12 protein-coding genes are annotated in these 17,024 nt (G+C 64.8%); all 12 read left to right on the top strand.

Translation table 11 applies throughout. The features are described from left to right. Nucleotides 1-257 precede the first annotated feature (257 nt). The 12 genes from VNH11_12405 to VNH11_12350 all read left to right on the top strand — a co-directional run bounded on the left by VNH11_12405 (nucleotide 258) and on the right by VNH11_12350 (nucleotide 16,888). Nucleotides 258-1,964 carry an ATPase, T2SS/T4P/T4SS family gene (locus VNH11_12405; GenBank protein HVA47161.1) on the top strand — a complete coding sequence of 569 codons (1,707 nt, stop codon included), beginning with the start codon at nucleotides 258-260 and terminating at the stop codon, nucleotides 1,962-1,964. An 84-nt stretch (nucleotides 1,965-2,048) separates the two neighbouring features. After that, the gene (locus VNH11_12400; GenBank protein ID HVA47160.1) at nucleotides 2,049-3,251 is read left to right on the top strand and encodes a type II secretion system F family protein; all 1,203 of its coding nucleotides are present in this window, start codon (nucleotides 2,049-2,051) and stop codon (nucleotides 3,249-3,251) included. Nucleotides 3,252-3,342: 91 nt separating this feature from the next. After that, nucleotides 3,343-3,768, top strand: a complete 426-nt coding sequence (gspG, locus tag VNH11_12395) for a type II secretion system major pseudopilin GspG (GenBank protein HVA47159.1) — start codon at nucleotides 3,343-3,345, stop codon at nucleotides 3,766-3,768. Nucleotides 3,769-3,788: 20 nt separating this feature from the next. Continuing rightward, the gene (locus tag VNH11_12390; protein ID HVA47158.1) at nucleotides 3,789-4,562 is read left to right on the top strand and encodes a prepilin-type N-terminal cleavage/methylation domain-containing protein; all 774 of its coding nucleotides are present in this window, start codon (nucleotides 3,789-3,791) and stop codon (nucleotides 4,560-4,562) included. A gap of 188 nt (nucleotides 4,563-4,750) precedes the next feature. Continuing rightward, nucleotides 4,751-5,251 (top strand): prepilin-type N-terminal cleavage/methylation domain-containing protein, encoded by a 501-nt coding sequence (locus VNH11_12385; GenBank protein ID HVA47157.1) that lies wholly within the window; start codon nucleotides 4,751-4,753, stop codon nucleotides 5,249-5,251. Then, on the top strand, nucleotides 5,251-6,579 hold the full coding sequence (locus VNH11_12380) for a prepilin-type N-terminal cleavage/methylation domain-containing protein (protein ID HVA47156.1): 1,329 nt from the start codon (nucleotides 5,251-5,253) through the stop codon (nucleotides 6,577-6,579). The genes VNH11_12385 and VNH11_12380 overlap by 1 nt, the downstream gene beginning before the upstream one ends. A 146-nt stretch (nucleotides 6,580-6,725) precedes the next feature. Next, nucleotides 6,726-8,459 carry a hypothetical protein gene (locus VNH11_12375; protein ID HVA47155.1) on the top strand — a complete coding sequence of 578 codons (1,734 nt, stop codon included), beginning with the start codon at nucleotides 6,726-6,728 and terminating at the stop codon, nucleotides 8,457-8,459. A gap of 81 nt (nucleotides 8,460-8,540) precedes the next feature. After that, on the top strand, nucleotides 8,541-8,924 hold the full coding sequence (locus VNH11_12370; GenBank protein ID HVA47154.1) for a four helix bundle protein: 384 nt from the start codon (nucleotides 8,541-8,543) through the stop codon (nucleotides 8,922-8,924). A gap of 3 nt (nucleotides 8,925-8,927) precedes the next feature. Next, the gene (locus VNH11_12365; GenBank protein HVA47153.1) at nucleotides 8,928-10,517 is read left to right on the top strand and encodes a hypothetical protein; all 1,590 of its coding nucleotides are present in this window, start codon (nucleotides 8,928-8,930) and stop codon (nucleotides 10,515-10,517) included. Next, nucleotides 10,507-11,634, top strand: coding sequence for a hypothetical protein (locus VNH11_12360; protein HVA47152.1), 1,128 nt, complete (start codon nucleotides 10,507-10,509; stop codon nucleotides 11,632-11,634). Before VNH11_12365 ends, VNH11_12360 begins: the two co-directional genes overlap by 11 nt. A gap of 257 nt (nucleotides 11,635-11,891) precedes the next feature. Beyond that, entirely contained in the window at nucleotides 11,892-15,830 is a 3,939-nt protein-coding gene (locus VNH11_12355; protein HVA47151.1) for a secretin N-terminal domain-containing protein, read from the top strand. Next, on the top strand, nucleotides 15,827-16,888 hold the full coding sequence (locus tag VNH11_12350; GenBank protein HVA47150.1) for a hypothetical protein: 1,062 nt from the start codon (nucleotides 15,827-15,829) through the stop codon (nucleotides 16,886-16,888). The genes VNH11_12355 and VNH11_12350 overlap by 4 nt, the downstream gene beginning before the upstream one ends. Nucleotides 16,889-17,024 lie beyond the last annotated feature (136 nt).

Below are 17,024 nucleotides of genomic sequence, written 5' to 3'. Positions count from 1 at the left end.
ATTCCGTCAGCGACCGAGCGGCGCAGCTTGTCCGGTACACGCTGAGCCAACCGGCCGGTTGTAACCGCTGCCAAGCCTGGGGATACTAAATACTTACCCCGCCAGCGGCTTCGGGCAGCCGGTTGGGCCAGTATCTTCGAGACGCGACCGAACCGGGCGGTGGCGGCCTGAGGCAGACGATGCCGTACTCCGCCCGGTGCATTTGAACCATAACCTCCACGCCGGCCCGGCGGAGAGAGGGAGACCTTCGGCGGACGATGGAAGCAGGCGAAATCCTTCTCAAACGCGGCGTGCTTGACGAGCGACAGCTCGCCGTGGCACGGCAGGCCCAAGTCGACGGCCGGCGCATCGACGAAATCGCCGTCGAGTTGGGCCTGGCAAGCGAGGAAGCCGCGCTGACCGCCCTGGGGGCCGAGATCGGGCTGGAATTCGTCGATCTCGCCGGGACGAAGATCGATCTCGACCTGCTGAAGCACTTTCCCACGCGGCTCATTTATCGCCAGGCGCTGTTTCCCATCGAGCGCCGCAACGGCTCGCTCGTCGTGGCCACCAGCGACCCCTTCGACCTCTACTCGCTCGACGAACTGGGCGTCGCCACCGGGCTGACGATCGAACCGGTCCTGGCCAGCCGGATGGAGATCAGCAAGCTGATCAAGACTCACCTCGGTGTGGGCAGCGAAACCATCGACGGCCTGATGGCCAAGTCGGTCGACGACGGCGTCGAACTGCTGGAAGAGATCGAGACCGACGGCTCGGAACTGTCGGAGATGGCCCAGGAGGCCTCGGTCGTCCACCTGGTGAACGAAATCCTGCTGGAAGCGATCGAGCTGCGGGCCAGCGACGTTCACCTGGAGTCGCAAGGGTCGGGCCTGCGCGTCCGCTACCGCGTCGACGGCCTGCTCCACGCCCAGCCGACGCCGCCCGAAATCAATCGCTTCCAGGCGGCCATCATCAGCCGCCTGAAGATCATGGCCCACCTCAACATCGCCGAAAAGCGTCTGCCGCAGGACGGCCGCATCAAGCTCAAAGTGAAGGGCCGCGAAGTCGATGTCCGCGTGTCGGTCATCCCCATGATTCATGGCGAAGGCATCGTCATGCGTCTGCTCGACAAAAGCTCGATGGAGTTCTCGCTGCAAAAGCTGGGCATGGACGATGACCAATATAAGACGTTCAAGGAATTGATTCAGATGCCGCACGGCATCTTGCTCGTCACCGGGCCAACCGGGTCGGGCAAAACCACCACGCTCTACAGTGCCTTGCTCGAAATCAAAGACAACGACACCAAGATCATCACCACCGAAGACCCGGTCGAGTACCAGCTCGAAGGCATCAATCAGATTCAGGTCCACGCGAAGGTCGGCCTGACGTTCGCCGCCTCGCTGCGGAGCATTTTGCGGCACGACCCCGACATCGTGCTGGTGGGCGAAATCCGCGACTTGGAAACGGCCGAGAACGCGATTCAGGCCTCGCTCACCGGGCACCTGGTGTTCAGCACGCTGCACACCAACGACGCGGCCGGCGCCTACACGCGCTTGATCGACATGGGCGTCGAGCCGTTCCTGGTGGCCAGCACGGTGGAGGCGGTGATGGCGCAGCGTCTGGTGCGGCGGTTGTGCGCTGAGTGCAAGCAGCCCTATACGCCGGCGGCCGAAGATGTGCCGCCCGACTTTCCGCTCGGCGAGATGCTCGAGGGCGGCCAGCCGATCTACCGCACGGTCGGCTGCCGCGCCTGCCGGCACGTCGGCTATCGCGGCCGCATGGGCATTTATGAACTGCTCGTCACGACGGAAGCGGTGCGGCAGCTCGCTCACGATCGGGCCAGCGCCTGGAAGTTGAAACAAGCGGGCATGAACGACGGAATGCGCACGTTGCGGCAAGACGGTTGGAAAAAGGTGTTGACCGGACGAACGACCGTCGAGGAAGTCGTGAGGGTGGCGAAGAGCGACAAGATCGGAGGGAAGTGATTTTGGATTTTCGATTTTGGATTTTCGACCGCAGTGGTTGCTGCACCGAATCCAAAATCCAAAATCCAAAATCCAGAATTGCCAATGCCTGAATTCGCCTACATCGCCCGAAACTCCACCGGCCAGCGGATCACCGGCACTTTGACCGCGGCCAGTGAGCGCGAAGTCATCGGCCTGCTGGGCCAGAAGGCGCTGTTTCCGCTGGAAGTCTCGGCCCAGCGCGCGGCAAGCCAGACCTGGCGCGGCCGCCGCGTGCGCCCGCAGTTGATGGCCACCACCTACTCCCAGCTTGGTGACCTGCTGCGCAGCGGCGTGCCGCTGTTGCGGTCGCTGGATGTATTGAAGCGGCAAACGTCACACGCGGGGCTGGCCGACATCCTGGATCAGGTCCGCACCCAGGTCGAAGAAGGCACTTCGCTGGGCGACGCCATGCTGCGCTATCCGCGCGTGTTCAGCGAGATGGCCGTGAACATGGTGCGTGCGGGCAGCGAAGGCGGCTTTCTCGAAGAAGCGCTCGGCCGCATCGCGGAGTTCACCGAAAAACAGGAAGACCTCAAGGGCCGCACCCTGGGCGCCATGGCCTATCCCATTTTTCTGGCCATCGTCGGCTCGACGGTGGTCACGGTGCTGGTCATCTTTTTCGTGCCCCAATTCGCCGAGCTGTTTGCCCAATTGCGCGAGCGGGGCGAGTTGCCCGCCGTCACCGATTGCCTGCTGGCCATCAGCGACTTCTTGCGGCATTGGGGGCTGGGCGTGGTGGTCGTCGCGGTGGCGGGCGGATTCTTCGCACGGGCAAAATTGGCCACCGAGCAGGGCCGGCTGTGGCTCGACCGCTGGCGCGTGCGCATTCCCGGCGCGGGGAAGATCATGCTCAACCTGGCGGTGGCCCGCTTCTGCCGCGTGCTGGGCACCTTGCTGCACAACGGCGTGCCGATTCTCAAATCGCTGGAAATCTCCAGCCAGGCGACCGGCAACCGCGTGCTGGCCTTGGCCGTGCAGAACGCCGCCAAGAACATCTCGGCCGGCGAATCGTTGGCGGCGCCCTTGGCCGCCTCCGGGCAGTTTCCCGGCACCGTCGTGGAAATGATCGCGGTGGCCGAAGAATCGAATACACTGGAAGCGGTGCTGATCAACATCGCCGACGGACTGGAGAACCGCACCTGGCGGCAGCTCGACCTGTTTGTGCGGCTACTGGAGCCGATCATGTTGTTGGTGTTGGCCGGCGCGGTGCTGGTCGTCGTGATCGCACTCCTGCTGCCGGTGATCAAGATGAGTACTACGATTTAGTCCGTGGTCCGTGGTCCGTCGGAACTGACAATGGACCACTGACAACGGACGTCGAGACGTTATGAATACAAACTCGTGGGAGGTTAATGCAATGTCTACTCGCCGACGCCGTTCGGGCTTTACTTTGATCGAAGTTTTGCTGGTGCTGGTCATTCTCGTCATTCTGGGCTCGTTGGTGGGCATTCAGATTCGCGGCGCTCAGAAAAAAGCGTTGGTCAACGCGGCCAAGAGCCAGGTCCAGGCGTTCGATACACCGCTGCAATCGTACCTTCTCGACATGGGGCAATTTCCCACGACTGCATCGGGTCTCGAGGCGCTGCGCAGCGCGCCGCCGGAAGCGCAGGGTCAAGGCTCGAAATGGCAGGGGCCGTATTTGGAAAAGGCGGTGCCGCCCGATCCTTGGGGGCGACCCTACAACTACGCGGCGCCGGGCCGCCATAACACCGATTCGTACGATGCCTGGTCGCTCGGCCCTGACGGCGCCGACGGCACCGAGGATGACATCGGCAATTGGTAAGCAGCGGACGGTACACGGTTATGAAAGGCATCAGGCATCAGGCATCGGGCGTCCGGCGCCGACGTTGGCGGCCGACGGGCAATTTGCAATTCGCAATTCGCTATTCGCAATTCGCAATTCTCCCACCCCCGTCTGCCGTCTACCGTCTACCGTCTACCCTTGGCCGCCGTGCAGCCTTCACTCTGCTCGAACTGCTGCTCGTGCTGGCTCTCATCGCGGCGGTGGCGGCCATGGTGTGGCCCGCGCTGGCACGTCCGCTGGCCACGCAACGGCTGCGCCGGGCGGCCGAGCAAGTGAGAATGCACCTGATCAAGACGCGCACTCGGGCGATCAACAGCGGCGAAACCTTCGCTTTCAGCTATCAGCGCGACAAACCGCGCTACCGCATCGATGTCCGCACCAATAACGAAGCGCTCTTGCAGTCAACAAGCTCCGTAGGCGCCGGCGGGATGCAATCGGGCGGTTCCGCGCAAGGGTCCTACGCCGCGTCGAGCAGCGATCGAGCGTCGTCGATTCCGCCGGTCGAGGAAGTGTTGCCCGATGGGATCACCTTTTTCGGTGACGACATCTCGTCGGATGCGCGGTCGCAGCAGTTCGCCGCTCAGGACCGTCGGAAAGGCTCGGTGGACCTTTCCTGGTCGCAGGCGGTGTTGTTCTATCCCGACGGCACGGCCACGGCGGCCCGCTTGGCGCTCGCCGGCGAGCGCGGCCGCGCGATCGTGATCGAGGTCCGCAGCCTTACCGGGGGAGCGCGGATTGGCGACATCGTCTCGGCCGAGGAGCTGCGACCATGAAGGGACGACGCACCATCTTACGGCTTTTATGCCGCAGCCGTAGGGTGGGACCAGCGAGCTTGCGAGCGCCGGCCCACCGTTGGCGACGTCGATTACGGTGGGCCGGCGCTCGCAAGCTCGCTGGTCCCACCCTACGTTCATTGCCAAACCAAGACCGAAAATCATCGAAACAAGGAGGGCCGCCCGGCGTGCCGGGACTCGCCAAGGCGAGCGGCTTTTCGTTGCTGGAGGTCGTGCTGGCATTGGCGATCCTCACGGCATCCGTCGCGGTGCTGGGAGAGTTGATCCGCACAGGGCTGCGCAATGCCCAAACGGCCCGCGACCTCAGCCAGGCGGTGTTGCTGTGTGAAAGCATCCTTCAGCAGATCGAGTCGGGGCAGTTGCCCTCGCAGTCGGCGGGGCAATCACCTGTTCCCGAAGTGCCCGGCTGGTTGTATTCCATCGAACCGTCGAGCATGCCAACCTCGGGAGCCGGCGGCGGGAGTCAGTCGGGCCTGCTCACTTTGCGGGTCACGGTGGAACAAAGCCGCGAGCAGCAGGCGCGGCCCGTCCGGTGCATCTTGGTCCGCTGGCTGCGAGACCCGTCGTTAGTGCTGGCCCAGCAGTCGGCGGAGCAAAGCCTGCCGTCGAGCACCGGCAACTCCACGTCTTCGACCTCGTCGACCATGTTGGGCACAGGAGTCTATTGATGAGAAGAATCCCAATTGCAAATTGCAATTCTCCCGCTCCCCACCGCGTTCTCTCCCGGCATCGTCGTGCCGCCTTTACGCTGCTCGAGGTTCTTTTGGCGCTCGGTTTGTCGAGCGTCTTGATCGGCGTGTTGGCGATGGCCATTCGCACCCAACTCAAGGCCAGCGACAGCGGCCGCGTCGACGTGGCGCGGGCGCAACTGGCCCGCGCCCTGTTGAAGCGCATCGGCGACGACGTGCGCGCGGCCGTCTGGTACGAGCCCATCGACCCCAATGCCATGGTCGTTCCGCCGCCCAGTTCCTCCCAGGGCGGTGCCAGCAACTCTAGCTCGAGTGGGACAAGCATGGCCTCCAGCGGAGGCGGATCCGGAGGCAGCTCATCGGGAAGCGGCTCGTCCGGCGGAGGCTCGTCGGGTGGAAGTTCGAGCGGTGGCGGCGGTTCCAGCGGCTCTAGCTCGTCGGGCGGCAGTTCCAGCGGGACCACAAGTTCCACCGGCACCACCTCGACCACCAGCACGACGTCCACCACCATCACGACGTCCACCACCAGCACGTCTTCGACGACTTCGTCTGGATCCGGGGGCGGAGGAGGAGGAAGCGGCGGTGGCGGCGGTGGAGGAGGAGGATCGGGTAGCAGCAGCGCTTCGACGACGATTACCACCACGCAGAACCTTTCGCAGGCGGCGATGATGTATGCCACGCCGATCATGCCCGGCCTGTTTGGCGGCCCGAATTGGTTGCAGGTCGATGTCAGCCGTTTGCCGCGGGCCGATCAGATGATGATTGCCCAGGGCATGCAAGGCACGTCGCAAGGCGGCAGCCAGTCGAGCGACGTGAAGACCGTGACCTATTACATGGCGGGTGGATCGGGCATGCCGCAGTCGGCCGCCACGTCGGTGGCCGGCGGCGGAGGTGGCAAGGGCCTGCTGCGGCGAGAGATTTCGCGCGCCAGCAGCGTATCGGCCACCAGCGGCGGGAACTCGTCCTCCACGGCGTTCTCTTCGCCCGAAGCCCTGGCGCCCGAAGTCGCCCGCATCGAATTGCAATACTCCAACGGCAGCGGCTATCAGTCGACCTGGGATTCTCGCCAGCGGTACGGCCTGCCGAAAGCCGTGAAGATCCGCGTTGCGTTTTTGGCCGACGCACTGGAGCCCGCCGACAACGAGGCGGTCTCGCTCATCGACCAGCGAAACGTGGTCACCTATGAGCTGGTGGTTGCGCCGGCCGCCTGGCGGCCGATGCCCGCCTGGGTCGGCGCGATGTCGTCCATGACCGGTAGCGGCGGTTCCAGTTCGTCGAGTACCACGACGGGGACGGGGACATTTTGATGAGACCACTTGCCAAGGGTAAGGTGGGACCAGCGAGCTTGCGAGCGCCGGCCCACCGTGGAAGACCTCGCGATCGGTGGGCCGGCGCTCGCAAGCTCGCTGGTCCCACCTTACGGCGATACGCTGACCGACCTCGCCGCGACGGCATGGTGCTGATCATCGTGCTGGTGGCGATCGTCATGCTGACGCTCGCCGGCTATACCTTCGCGCAGCTCATGATGGCGGAACGCGAAGCGGCCTGGGCGCACGGCCGCGCCGTGCAGTCCCGCGCCCTGGTCGATTCGGGCGTCGCCTGGATCGAGCAGCAGTTGGCCCAGCCGGGCGGCATCGAGCAGGCGGGCGGCTGGCACAACAACACGACTCTGTTCCACAGTCAACTCGTCGTGGATGCCGACGTGCCACGCGATCGCGGACGCTTCTCGGTGCTCGCGCCGAATATGCAGATGGGAACCATCAACGGCGTCCGCTATGGCCTGGAGGATGAATCGGGCCGGCTCAATCTGAATACCCTGCTCTTGATCGACCCCACCTGGCAGTCTCTGGCGGCCGAGGCGGTGGGCGCGACGCAAGCTTCGTCGGGCGGCCTGACCTTTGGAAGCTCGTCGAGCGGCGGCTCGTCAAGCGGAGGCTCCATGTCGGGCGGTTCATCGGGCTCGTCGTCGAGCGGAACGTCGTCGTCGAGCGGCGGCGCGTCTGGCAGCAGCTCGTCGAGTTCGTCAACCCCCGTCACGGCGGAGCAGGCCCTGCTTTATTTGCCCGGCATGACGATCGACATCGCCGACGCCATCCTCGACTGGCTCGATCCCGACGACGTGCCGCGCACCTACGGGGCCGAGCGAGACTATTATTCCAGTTACAATTACGCACCCAAGAACGGTCCCTTCGAGTCGGTCGAAGAGCTGCTGCTGGTCAAAGGCGTCACGCCGCAGTTGCTCTACGGCGGCGATCTCGACCACAACAGCTCGATCGGGCCGGGCGAAACGACCATCGGCAACATGGCGGCGAGCGGTCCCTCAAGCTCTTCGAGCTCCGGCTCCAGCGCCGGCGGCTCCAGCGCCGGCGGGTCTTCGGCCTTCAGCGGGAGCATGAACCAGGGTTGGTCCGCCTATCTCACCGTCTATAGTTGCGAGTCGAACCTCCGCCCCGACGGGCAGCCGAAGATCAACGTCAACGCCCTCGACCTCCAGCAGCTCCATCAGGCCCTCGCGTCGGTGCTCGGCGCCGACATCGCCACGTTTATCATCTCCTACCGGCAGGGCAAGTCCGTCACAGGGAGTCAAACCACGGTGTCGGCGGCCGGCAAATCGCCGAACTTCAACTTGCCGGGCAACACCTTGCTGGCCTCGCCGCTCGATCTGGTGGGGTGCAAAGTGCAGGTCACCTTTCAGGGCGATCAGCAGGCCAGCGTGGTCAACAGCCCGTTCGATCCCACGCCCTCGACCATGAACGGTTACGTCGGCATGTTGCTCGACAACCTGACGATCGTGCCCTCCTTGAGGGTGCCGGGACGGATCAACATCAATTGCGCGTCGCTGCCCGTGCTGATGACGATTCCGGGCATGGATCCCACGACGGCCAGCATGATTCTATCGTCGGCGCAGCAGACGAGCGGCATGCAACTGGGCAGCAACCGCAACTATCCCACGTGGATTTATCTTGAGGGGCTGGTATCGCTCGACGTGATGAAGCAGTTGATGCCCTATATCACCGCGTCGGGCAGGGTTTTTCGGTCGCAAGTGGTCGGCTTTTTCGAGGAGGGGGGACCGACCAGCCGGGCGGAAGTGGTGATCGACGCTACCAGCCGGGTTCCCCGGCTATTATTGTGGAGAGACATGACGCACCTGGGAAATGGGTACGGCCGAGCGGTATTGGGACCGTGAGGGGCGCAATTTTGGATTTTCGATTTTGGATTTTGGATTGAAGGCGCGGCGAGGAAGCCGTCTTTTGATTGGAAATGCAAGATGAACGAAGCACAATTCAAGGACCGCACGAAGAAGGTGGCGCTACGGGTCATTCGGCTGGTCGAAGCGCTGCCGGAGCGACGCGCGGCGGATATCATTGGCCGTCAGCTTCTCCGCAGTGGCACCTCCGTGGGCGCCAACTATCGCGCGGTGTGCCGGGCCAAGTCGCCTAAGGACATGCTCGCGAAGTTGGCCATTGTCGAAGAAGAAGCCGATGAGTCGATTTACTGGCTTGAGCTACTTGTAGAAAGCGGATTAATTTCCAAAAGGCGTCTGGGACCTCTCATGGACGAGATGAGCCAAATCCTGGCGATGGTCGTCGCTTCTCAAAAGACGCGGCGGCGCCGCGCAATCCAAAATCCAAAATCCAAAATCCAAAATTGACCGATGGCTCGCTTACTTGCACTGGAGTGGGACAACCGCGAGGCCCGCGTGGCGGTGGCTACGCCGCGCGCGGGCGGCGCCACGATCGACGATGCGTTTGTCGTCGCGCTGCCCGAGCGGGCCGAAGGCGCCGCGGCCGAGCAAGCGATTGGCGACGCCATCGCCGCCGCCTTGGCCGAGCGGCGATGGGGCCGTGTCGAAGCGCTGACGGCGGTCGGCCGGGCGGGCATCGAGCTGAAGCAGCTTACCCTGCCGCCGGCGCCCGACGAGGAGTTGCCCGATTTGGTGCGCTTTCAGGCGGTGCGCGAATTCCATTCGCTGGGCGAAGACTGGCCGCTCGATTTCATTCCTCTCGCCGGACCGCCCGGCGCGCCGCGCAAGGTGCTCGCCGCGGCGGTCTCGCCCGACCTGGTCAAGCAGATTCGCGAAACCTGTTCGCGGGCAAAAGTCACGCCTGAAAGGCTGGTGCTGCGGCCTTGCGCCGCGGCCTCGCTCTTGGCCCGCGCTCGTTGGGAAGCCGTGGCCAAAGCGAAGTTGCTGGTCGACCTGCTGGCCGAAGACGCCGACTTGACGGTGCTGGTCGACAACGAAGTCGTCTTTCTGCGCACAGTCAAGCTGTCGGGCGACGTGGCGTCGCCCGCCGGCCAGACCATGCTGGTGGGCGAAATCCGCCGCACGGCCGCGGCTGCCCGAAATCAGACGGGCGGCCTCGCCGTTGAAGCCATCTACCTCTGTGCCAGCGGCGACGAGCAAAGCCAGTTGGCTTCCGAGATCGAGACACAGCTTGGCATCGCTACGCACGTGTTTGATCCTTTCAGCGGGCTGTCTCTTTCGCCGGGCTTGCAGCGGGCGTTGCCGGCGTCGCCCGGCCGCTTCGCGCCCGTGCTGGGGATGCTGCTCGATGAGGCTGAACAGCGGCGGCACACGGTTGATTTTCTCAATCCGCGGCGTCGGCCCCCGCCGCCAAACCACCGGCGAACGGTGATCTGGGCTGCCGCCGCGGCGTGCGTGCTGCTGGCGGCCGGCTTCAGTTGGCTCGAGAGCTCGTTGGGCGCGCTGGACGATCAGCTTTCCAAGCTCGGCAGCGAGTCGAAGAACCTCGACAAAGTGGTGACCAAATCCAAGGATCTGCAGCGCGCCGTCGAGGAGGTGGGCGCCTGGGCCGATTCGGACGTGAACTGGCTCGACGAGCTGCGAGAGCTGTCGCTCGACATGCCGCCCGCGCGAGACGTGCTGCTCAGCCGTTTGAACATGAGCGCCAACGGAGCGGTGGGGCAGATCGACCTGGAAGGGCTGCTGCGCGGCGCCAACTCGGCCGCGCAGCTCGAATCCGCGCTGCGCGACGAGTTTCACTCCGTGCAAGGCCGCAAGCTGCAGCAGGACAGCGGCCGCGAAGGCTACTCGTGGAAGTTCACCTCCACCATCGCAGTCAAACCCGAATCGGGCGAGAGCTACCGCAAGCACGCGGAAGCCGCCGAGAGCAAACGGGCCGCCGCGGAGGCGGCCGGCGAATCAAGCGAGCGCCGCTTTCCGGGAGGTTTCGGCGGGCCGGGCGAGGGTTTCGGCCGGCAGGAGAGAGCCGATGGCCCTTAATCAACGCGAGCGGATTCTGGCGTGGGGCGCCGGCACGCTGGTGACGTTGGCGGCGGTGCAGTTCGGCTACAATTACGTGCAATCGCTGTTCGACGAGCGGCAGACTCGCATCGACGCCCTGAATCACGAAATCGCCGACAAGAACGTGGCCGTGCTGCGGGGCAAAAAGGCGAGCAAGAAGCTCGATGCCTGGCGTGACCGCAGCTTGCCCACCGACGTCGATCTGGCGCGATCGCTTTACAAAAACTGGCTCGCCGGCCTGATGGAGCGCACGCGCCTGGAAAAGGCCGACGTCACGGTCGGCGCCGATATACCCAAGCCGGGCATCTACGTGAAGGTGCCGGTCAACGTCCGCGGTCAGGGCACGATGGAGCAGGTCGTGCAGTTCCTCTTCGATTTCTACCAGGCCAACCACCTGCACTACATTCGCCAATTTGCGCTGACGCCCGTGGCCAGCACCGCACTGCCCACGGCAGCTCCCGCCGGGACTGCGGGTCAGACTGCCGCCGCCGCACCCGGAGCACCGAGCGGCGTGCCGAACACGCGTTTTGGCGGATTCGGCGGCCCTGGCGGATTCGGCGGCCCTAGAGGCTTCGGCGGCAGGGGCGGTTTCCCCGGCTTTGGACGCGACGGGCCGCGAACCGAGGGCCAAAAATACGAGATCGCGCTGGCCATCGAGGCCTTGGTTTTGCCGGGCGGCGACCGCTCCGATCGGCTCACCGACGCCAAAGCCGATCGATTGGCGTTCCAGGAAGTCGCGAACTACAGCAAGACCATCACCGAGCGGAACTTCTTTTCCCCCTATTCGCGCACTGAAGAGAGCGATCCTGCCGCCGACATTTACCTCACGGCGGTTGTGGAAAAGGAGGGCAAATACCAGGTGTGGATCAATCTGCGCAGCAGCGGCAAGACCTTGAAGCTGAGCCAAGGCGAGACGTTCGACGTGGGCAAGGAGAAGGCCACGGTTTCGCAGATCGACCCGCATTCGGTCGAGATCGAGGCCGGCGGGCGCAAGCGGCAGGTGGCGCTGGGCAAGAGCTTTGCGGAAGAGCGAGGCAGACGGGGAGGTTTCGGTCGACGTGGTTTTCCCGCGCCGAGGGAATTCCCGCCGCAATAACAGTGCTGGCCGGAGCGTTTTGTTGGAGAGCTAGGCAGATTCAGCCGATTATTCCTCTCGCGTAGAGTTTACCGGCACTTCGGGCGTGCCGCTCCCCGGCTAAAACCCCTGAGCGGATTCACATCGTGCTTCGCCTACCCATCACGAGCAGGCAAGTCGCCGCCCGATCGAAGCGCATCGCGGTAGCCCTGTTTTGCGTTTCGCTACTCGCCGTACCATCCACGGCATACTGTCAAGCCGGCGCGACGAACGGATTCGTGGTTTTCCAGATCAGGCAAACGCCTGCGGCGGGCGTCGCGGCGCTCGTGGAACGCACCCTGTCGCTGCAAGGCGAACGGGCGGAAGTCGTGATCGACGCGCAGCGCAACCGGCTGTTGGTGCGCGCATCCGGCGCGGTCCGACAGCGGGTGCATGAGTTGGTGGCGACGTTCGATCGACGTCCGGCGTCAGGCGGCACGCGGGCCGACGCAAGCGAGGACGCTTACGCTACGAGGGCCAACGTCGAGACGCAGCCCAGTCGCAATGTGCAAGCGTCGTTTTCGGCGGCCGCGAAAACGCGATCGCATGCGAGACGCCAAGGGGCCCCGCCGCCGGCGCCCTGGCCCTATAACGAAGTGCAACGGCTTGTCGCGAAGCCGGTGGGCGGCGGCGCACAATCCCGTGAGACCGTCGTCGAAACGATGGCCCTTCCGCTCAAACACGCGGCGGCCAAAGATTTGCCCGACCGCCTTAAGTCGCTGTTCGGCAATCGTCTCTCGCCGCTGGTCACGACGAACGAAGACGTCACCAGTTACATCATTCAAATGCCGGGCCACACGCCGCTGGAGATCCACATCGAGAAAGATGCCTCGAAAGTCATCGTGCGGGGTCCGGCGGAACCGGCCCGTCATACGGCGCGGCTGATCGAAGCCCTCGACGCCGAGCCGCTGGCAACGGCCCGCCGCACGCGCGTCATCGCCTTGCGCGGCCCCGGCTCGCCTTATGTGCGGCAGGCGCTGGTTGCCGTCGCCTCCAAGGGCGATCGAACGCTGAGCGGCGGTTCCTCGCGGTTGGTGGCGCGTCTCTTTCAGCCCAAGCAGGCCGCAGACGCCGAGGCCGACCAGGCGCAACCCAACGACCCGCCGGCCCCGCGCGGTACACCCGAGATGAATGAAGCGATGCCCGACGAAGAAGAAGACGAACACGGCGCATTGTCGGGCGACGTGGAGATCGAACAGATACCCGACCTGGGAGCGATCATCGTCCGCGGCAGCCAGCGCGACGTGGAGCGGGTGATGGAAATCATCGAAGAGATCGAGCGGCTGAGCGTCGAGACGGAGCCGGTGATCGAGCTTTACCCGCTCAAGCACATCGGCAGCGAAGCCATGAGCGACGTGATCGAGCCGCTGTATGGCACGGAGTTGGCGCCGCGTCAGGGGCGCGTGAGCATTACGCCGTTGATCCATCCCAACGCGCTGCTGTTGATCGGCCGCGCCGAAAGCGTCAAGAGCCTGGTCGATCTGATCGCGCGGCTCGACCAGCCCGGCGGCCCGACCAGCCAGTTCGAAGTCTTCCACCTGCGGTACGCCACGGCCGCGGTCGCCGCCACCACGCTCAACACGACGTTCGGCACTTTCAATTCCGGCTTGGGGGTGCGGCTGCGCGTGACTCCCGATGCGCGGACCAACGCGCTCATCGTTCAGGCCGGTCCGCGCGACCTGATCGAAGTGGGCAAACTTGTCAAGCAGCTCGATTCACCCGGAAGCGCGGCGGTGAACGAACTGCGGCTGTTTCGGCTGCGTTACGCCTCGGCGGGCGAAGTAGCGGCGCTGTTGAGCGCGGCCGTGCAGGCGGCGCCGCAAGGCGCTCAACAGGGAGCGCAGCAGGGCGGCGGCCAATTCCAGCAACAGCCGGGAGGGCAGCGCGGGCAGGGCGGGCAAGGCGGCCCGCCCGCCCAGTTTCAACAGCAGCCGGCCGCCGCACAGCCGCCGCAAGCCGGCCCGCAGGCGACACAAGCGCAGGGCCAACCCGCCGCGCCGCAAGAAACGAAGTCGGTCATGTTGCGGTTCCTGACCGTCGACGAGCAAGGCCGCAAGCAGCTCAGCGTCGGACATCTCGGCGATACCCGCATCACCGCCGACCTCAAAACCAACACGGTTGTCGTCTCGGCGCCGGCCGACAGTCTCGAGTTGATCGCGGCCCTGATCGCCCAGCTCGACCAGCGCAACGCGGTGCCGGCGCAGATCAAGGTCTTCACGCTGCTCAACGGCGACGCCACCAGCATGGTGACCATGCTGGAAGACCTGTTCCAGGTCAGCGGCGGAAGCGCCATCGCCGCCGGTGGACAGGCCGGGCCTCCGCAGGTCACGGCCGAAGAAGGGGCCGGCGTACCGTTGCGGTTCTCGGTCGATGCCCGCACCAACAGCATTATCGCTTCGGGGTCGGCGTCGGACCTCGTCGTCGTCGAAGCGATCCTGCTGCGGCTCGACGACAGCGACGTGCGCGACCGCCGCAGCGTCGTCTACAAGCTGAAGAACGCGCCCGCGCTCGATGTGGCCTTGGCGCTAAACGAGTATCTGCAAAAAGAACGGCAGACGCAGCAGACGGCGCCGGGCCTGATGAGCCCCTTCGAGAAAATCGAGCGCGAAGTGGTGGTCGTGCCGGAAATCGTCACCAACAGCCTGATCGTCAGCGCCACTCCCCGGTTTTATGAGGAAATCGATAAGATCGTCAAGCAGCTCGACATGCGGGCGCCGATGGTCATGATCCAGGTGCTCATCGCCCAGGTCACGCTGAACAACACCGACGAGTTCGGCATCGAGGCCGGCCTGCAGAACTCCGTGATGTTCGACCGCGGCCTGCTGTCGAATTTCAGCCTCATCAGCAGCTCGAGTACGCAGGCGGTGGCCGGCGGCGGCACGATCACCGCCAATAACCAAACCATCGTCGGCGCCAACAACACGCCCGGCTTCGACTTCAACAACGCCACGCTGCAAACAACGAATGCCGCGGGCACCGCGACGACCGCGGGAATCGTGATGCCCAACAGCGGCAGCGCGACGTCGCTGTCCACGGCCGCCGCGCTGGGCAACCAGGCGCTGTCGAACTTTGGTATGGGGCGAGTCGACAATAATCTCGGTTACGGCGGTCTGGTGCTGAGCCTGTCGAGCAACACGGTGAACTTCCTGCTGCGGGCGCTGCGCGAGCGCGACCGCCTCGATGTTCTCAGCCGGCCCCAGATTATGACGCTCGACAATCAGCCGGCCTATGTGCAAGTCGGGCAGTCGGTGCCCATGTTGGGCGGCTCGACCATCGGCGCGGTCGCCGCCACCAGCAGCGTGCAATACCGAAACGTCGGCATCATTCTGGCGGTCACTCCGCGTATTACGCCCGATGGTTTGGTGGTGATGGAAATCGACGCCGAGAAGTCGGCGCTGGGACCATTGGCGGCGGGCATTCCGGTCGGCTTCGGCGCGCTGGGTCAGGTGCTACGGCAACCGTATGTCGACATCACACAGGCCCAAACGACCATCAGCGCCATGGACGGACAGACGGTGGTGTTCGGCGGCCTGATTACGCAGACGAATCAGACCATTCAGCGGCGGGTGCCGGGCTTGTCGGAGATTCCGCTGTTCGGCCGCTTGTTCCGCTACGACTATCAGAACTACGCCAAGGCGGAGCTGCTGGTGATCATGACGCCGCACATCGTGCGCAACGAGGGGGACGCCGACCGCGTAAAGCGGATCGAGGCGGGACGCATAAGCTGGTGCCTGAGCGACGTGCGGAAGATGCACGGCGAGGCGGGCCTGCGCAACAAGACCGATGATTGGCTCGACTCGGAGGTGCCGACGATCTATCCCGATATGGATCCAACCGGGGGCACGATGGGCGCGGAGCAAGTGCCGCCGCCGCCGGGCATGCCGAACCGGCCCGCCCCGCCCGCTCAGCGGTCGTCGCCGCGCGGGTCGGGCCCCATGATTGCTCCGCCGCAGCGGACCTTGCCGCCTCCAGCGGCGCAAGGCGCCGGGCCGCGTAATGAGCTGCGCATCCGGGGTCTGGCCGGCGCTCCGGCCCGACCGGGCCCGGCGATGCAGTCCGCCGTGCCACCGCGGCCGGTTGAACAACCCCGCCCGACCGCCGCCCAACCTGCCATGCAGCAAAACGTCCGGCCCGCGCAATATCAGGCCCCGCCCGGAGAAGCCAGGTTCGAACCGTGAGACAATCCAAAATCCAAAATCCAAAATCCAAAATCGCGACGGTGGGCCGGCGCTCGCAAGCTCGCTGGTCCCACCCTACGCTTGCCGCCGCCTGTCTGATGGCCGCCTGCGGCTGCTCGTCGTTCAACGTGCAAAAATACCTGCCGAGCTTGACGGGAAAGACCGGCGAGTTTCGCACGCCGATGAAGATCGTCGCCTTCTGGACCGACACGGTGCGGACCTCGCCGGGACAAGCCGCCATGCGCGGCTTTGGCGGGCGGCTGATGTTCTACGAGCATTCGGACAGCAAGCCGGTGAAAGTCGCCGGGTCGCTGGCGATCTATGCTTTCGACGAGGCCCACCACGACCCCGACAATCCCAAACCCGATCGCAAGTTCGTCTTCCCGGCGGAACAAGTCCACAAGCACTACAGCAAATCGGAGCTGGGTCATTCGTATAGCTTTTGGATCCCCTGGGACGCGGTGGGCGGCGAGACCAAGCAAGTCAGCCTGATCTGCCGCTTCTCGCCGGTGCAAGGCGGCGCCATCCTCAGCGACCAGGTGAAGCAATTGTTGCCCGGCGTGGATCCCGCCGACGGCCCAGAGACGACGCAAGCCGCGGAGTTGAAGCTGACGCAACGGCAAGAGCCAATTGCCGCACCCAGCCGGCCGCGGATGGACACCGCGACGATCGAATTGGCGGGTCCGCCGGATCTGCGGTTGCCGACCGCGATCGCCCGACCACGACCGGCATGGCCTGCGGCCGAGCAAGCCGCTGCCAAGTCCGATGCGGTCACTGCGCAGGCTGCCGCATCGACTTCGGCGGGATCCGTTGCTACGCCCCAGGTCGGCCAGCCTGCAACCACGACGCCAGTGGCCTCGGACGGTTCTTTGGTGACCTACGGCCGGGTGCGGCCGCGCAACAGTTCGTGGCTGGGCCGGTTCGGACCGCGCACTCCCGGTTCGTCCTCACCCGGACCTTGGCGTCCCAACCACGTCGCGCATCCGTTCAACCCGCCGACGTCGCCGCCGACCGTGGCCTCTTCCGCGACATCCTCTCCGGCCGCGTCGTCGCAATGAGAGCTTTGCGCACCTCAATGAACGCCAACTGGCTGAATTAGCCAATGGTATTGACAAATCGGCCACCGATCGGCATGGTGTCCCCCGACATCGCCAGCCGTCAACGCCGGGCCAGTCGTCTCGACCCGGCAAGCCG

The sequence above is a fragment of the Pirellulales bacterium genome, assembly GCA_035533075.1.
Classification (GTDB): Bacteria; Planctomycetota; Planctomycetia; order Pirellulales; family JAICIG01; genus DASSFG01.
Note: the sequence above shows the minus strand (reverse complement) of the source record. Positions and strands in the feature narration are given on the sequence as shown.

What these genes read in the sequence shown, in the direction of transcription:
- gspG (HVA47159.1), top strand. Translation starts at nt 3,343, where the DNA reads ATGTCTACTCGCCGACGCCGTTCGGGCTTTACTTTGATCGAAGTTTTG.
- VNH11_12360 (HVA47152.1), top strand. Translation starts at nt 10,507, where the DNA reads ATGGCCCTTAATCAACGCGAGCGGATTCTGGCGTGGGGCGCCGGCACG.
- VNH11_12380 (HVA47156.1), top strand. Translation starts at nt 5,251, where the DNA reads ATGAGAAGAATCCCAATTGCAAATTGCAATTCTCCCGCTCCCCACCGC.
- VNH11_12390 (HVA47158.1), top strand. Translation starts at nt 3,789, where the DNA reads ATGAAAGGCATCAGGCATCAGGCATCGGGCGTCCGGCGCCGACGTTGG.
- VNH11_12400 (HVA47160.1), top strand. Translation starts at nt 2,049, where the DNA reads ATGCCTGAATTCGCCTACATCGCCCGAAACTCCACCGGCCAGCGGATC.
- VNH11_12370 (HVA47154.1), top strand. Translation starts at nt 8,541, where the DNA reads ATGAACGAAGCACAATTCAAGGACCGCACGAAGAAGGTGGCGCTACGG.
- VNH11_12365 (HVA47153.1), top strand. Translation starts at nt 8,928, where the DNA reads ATGGCTCGCTTACTTGCACTGGAGTGGGACAACCGCGAGGCCCGCGTG.
- VNH11_12375 (HVA47155.1), top strand. Translation starts at nt 6,726, where the DNA reads ATGGTGCTGATCATCGTGCTGGTGGCGATCGTCATGCTGACGCTCGCC.
- VNH11_12405 (HVA47161.1), top strand. Translation starts at nt 258, where the DNA reads ATGGAAGCAGGCGAAATCCTTCTCAAACGCGGCGTGCTTGACGAGCGA.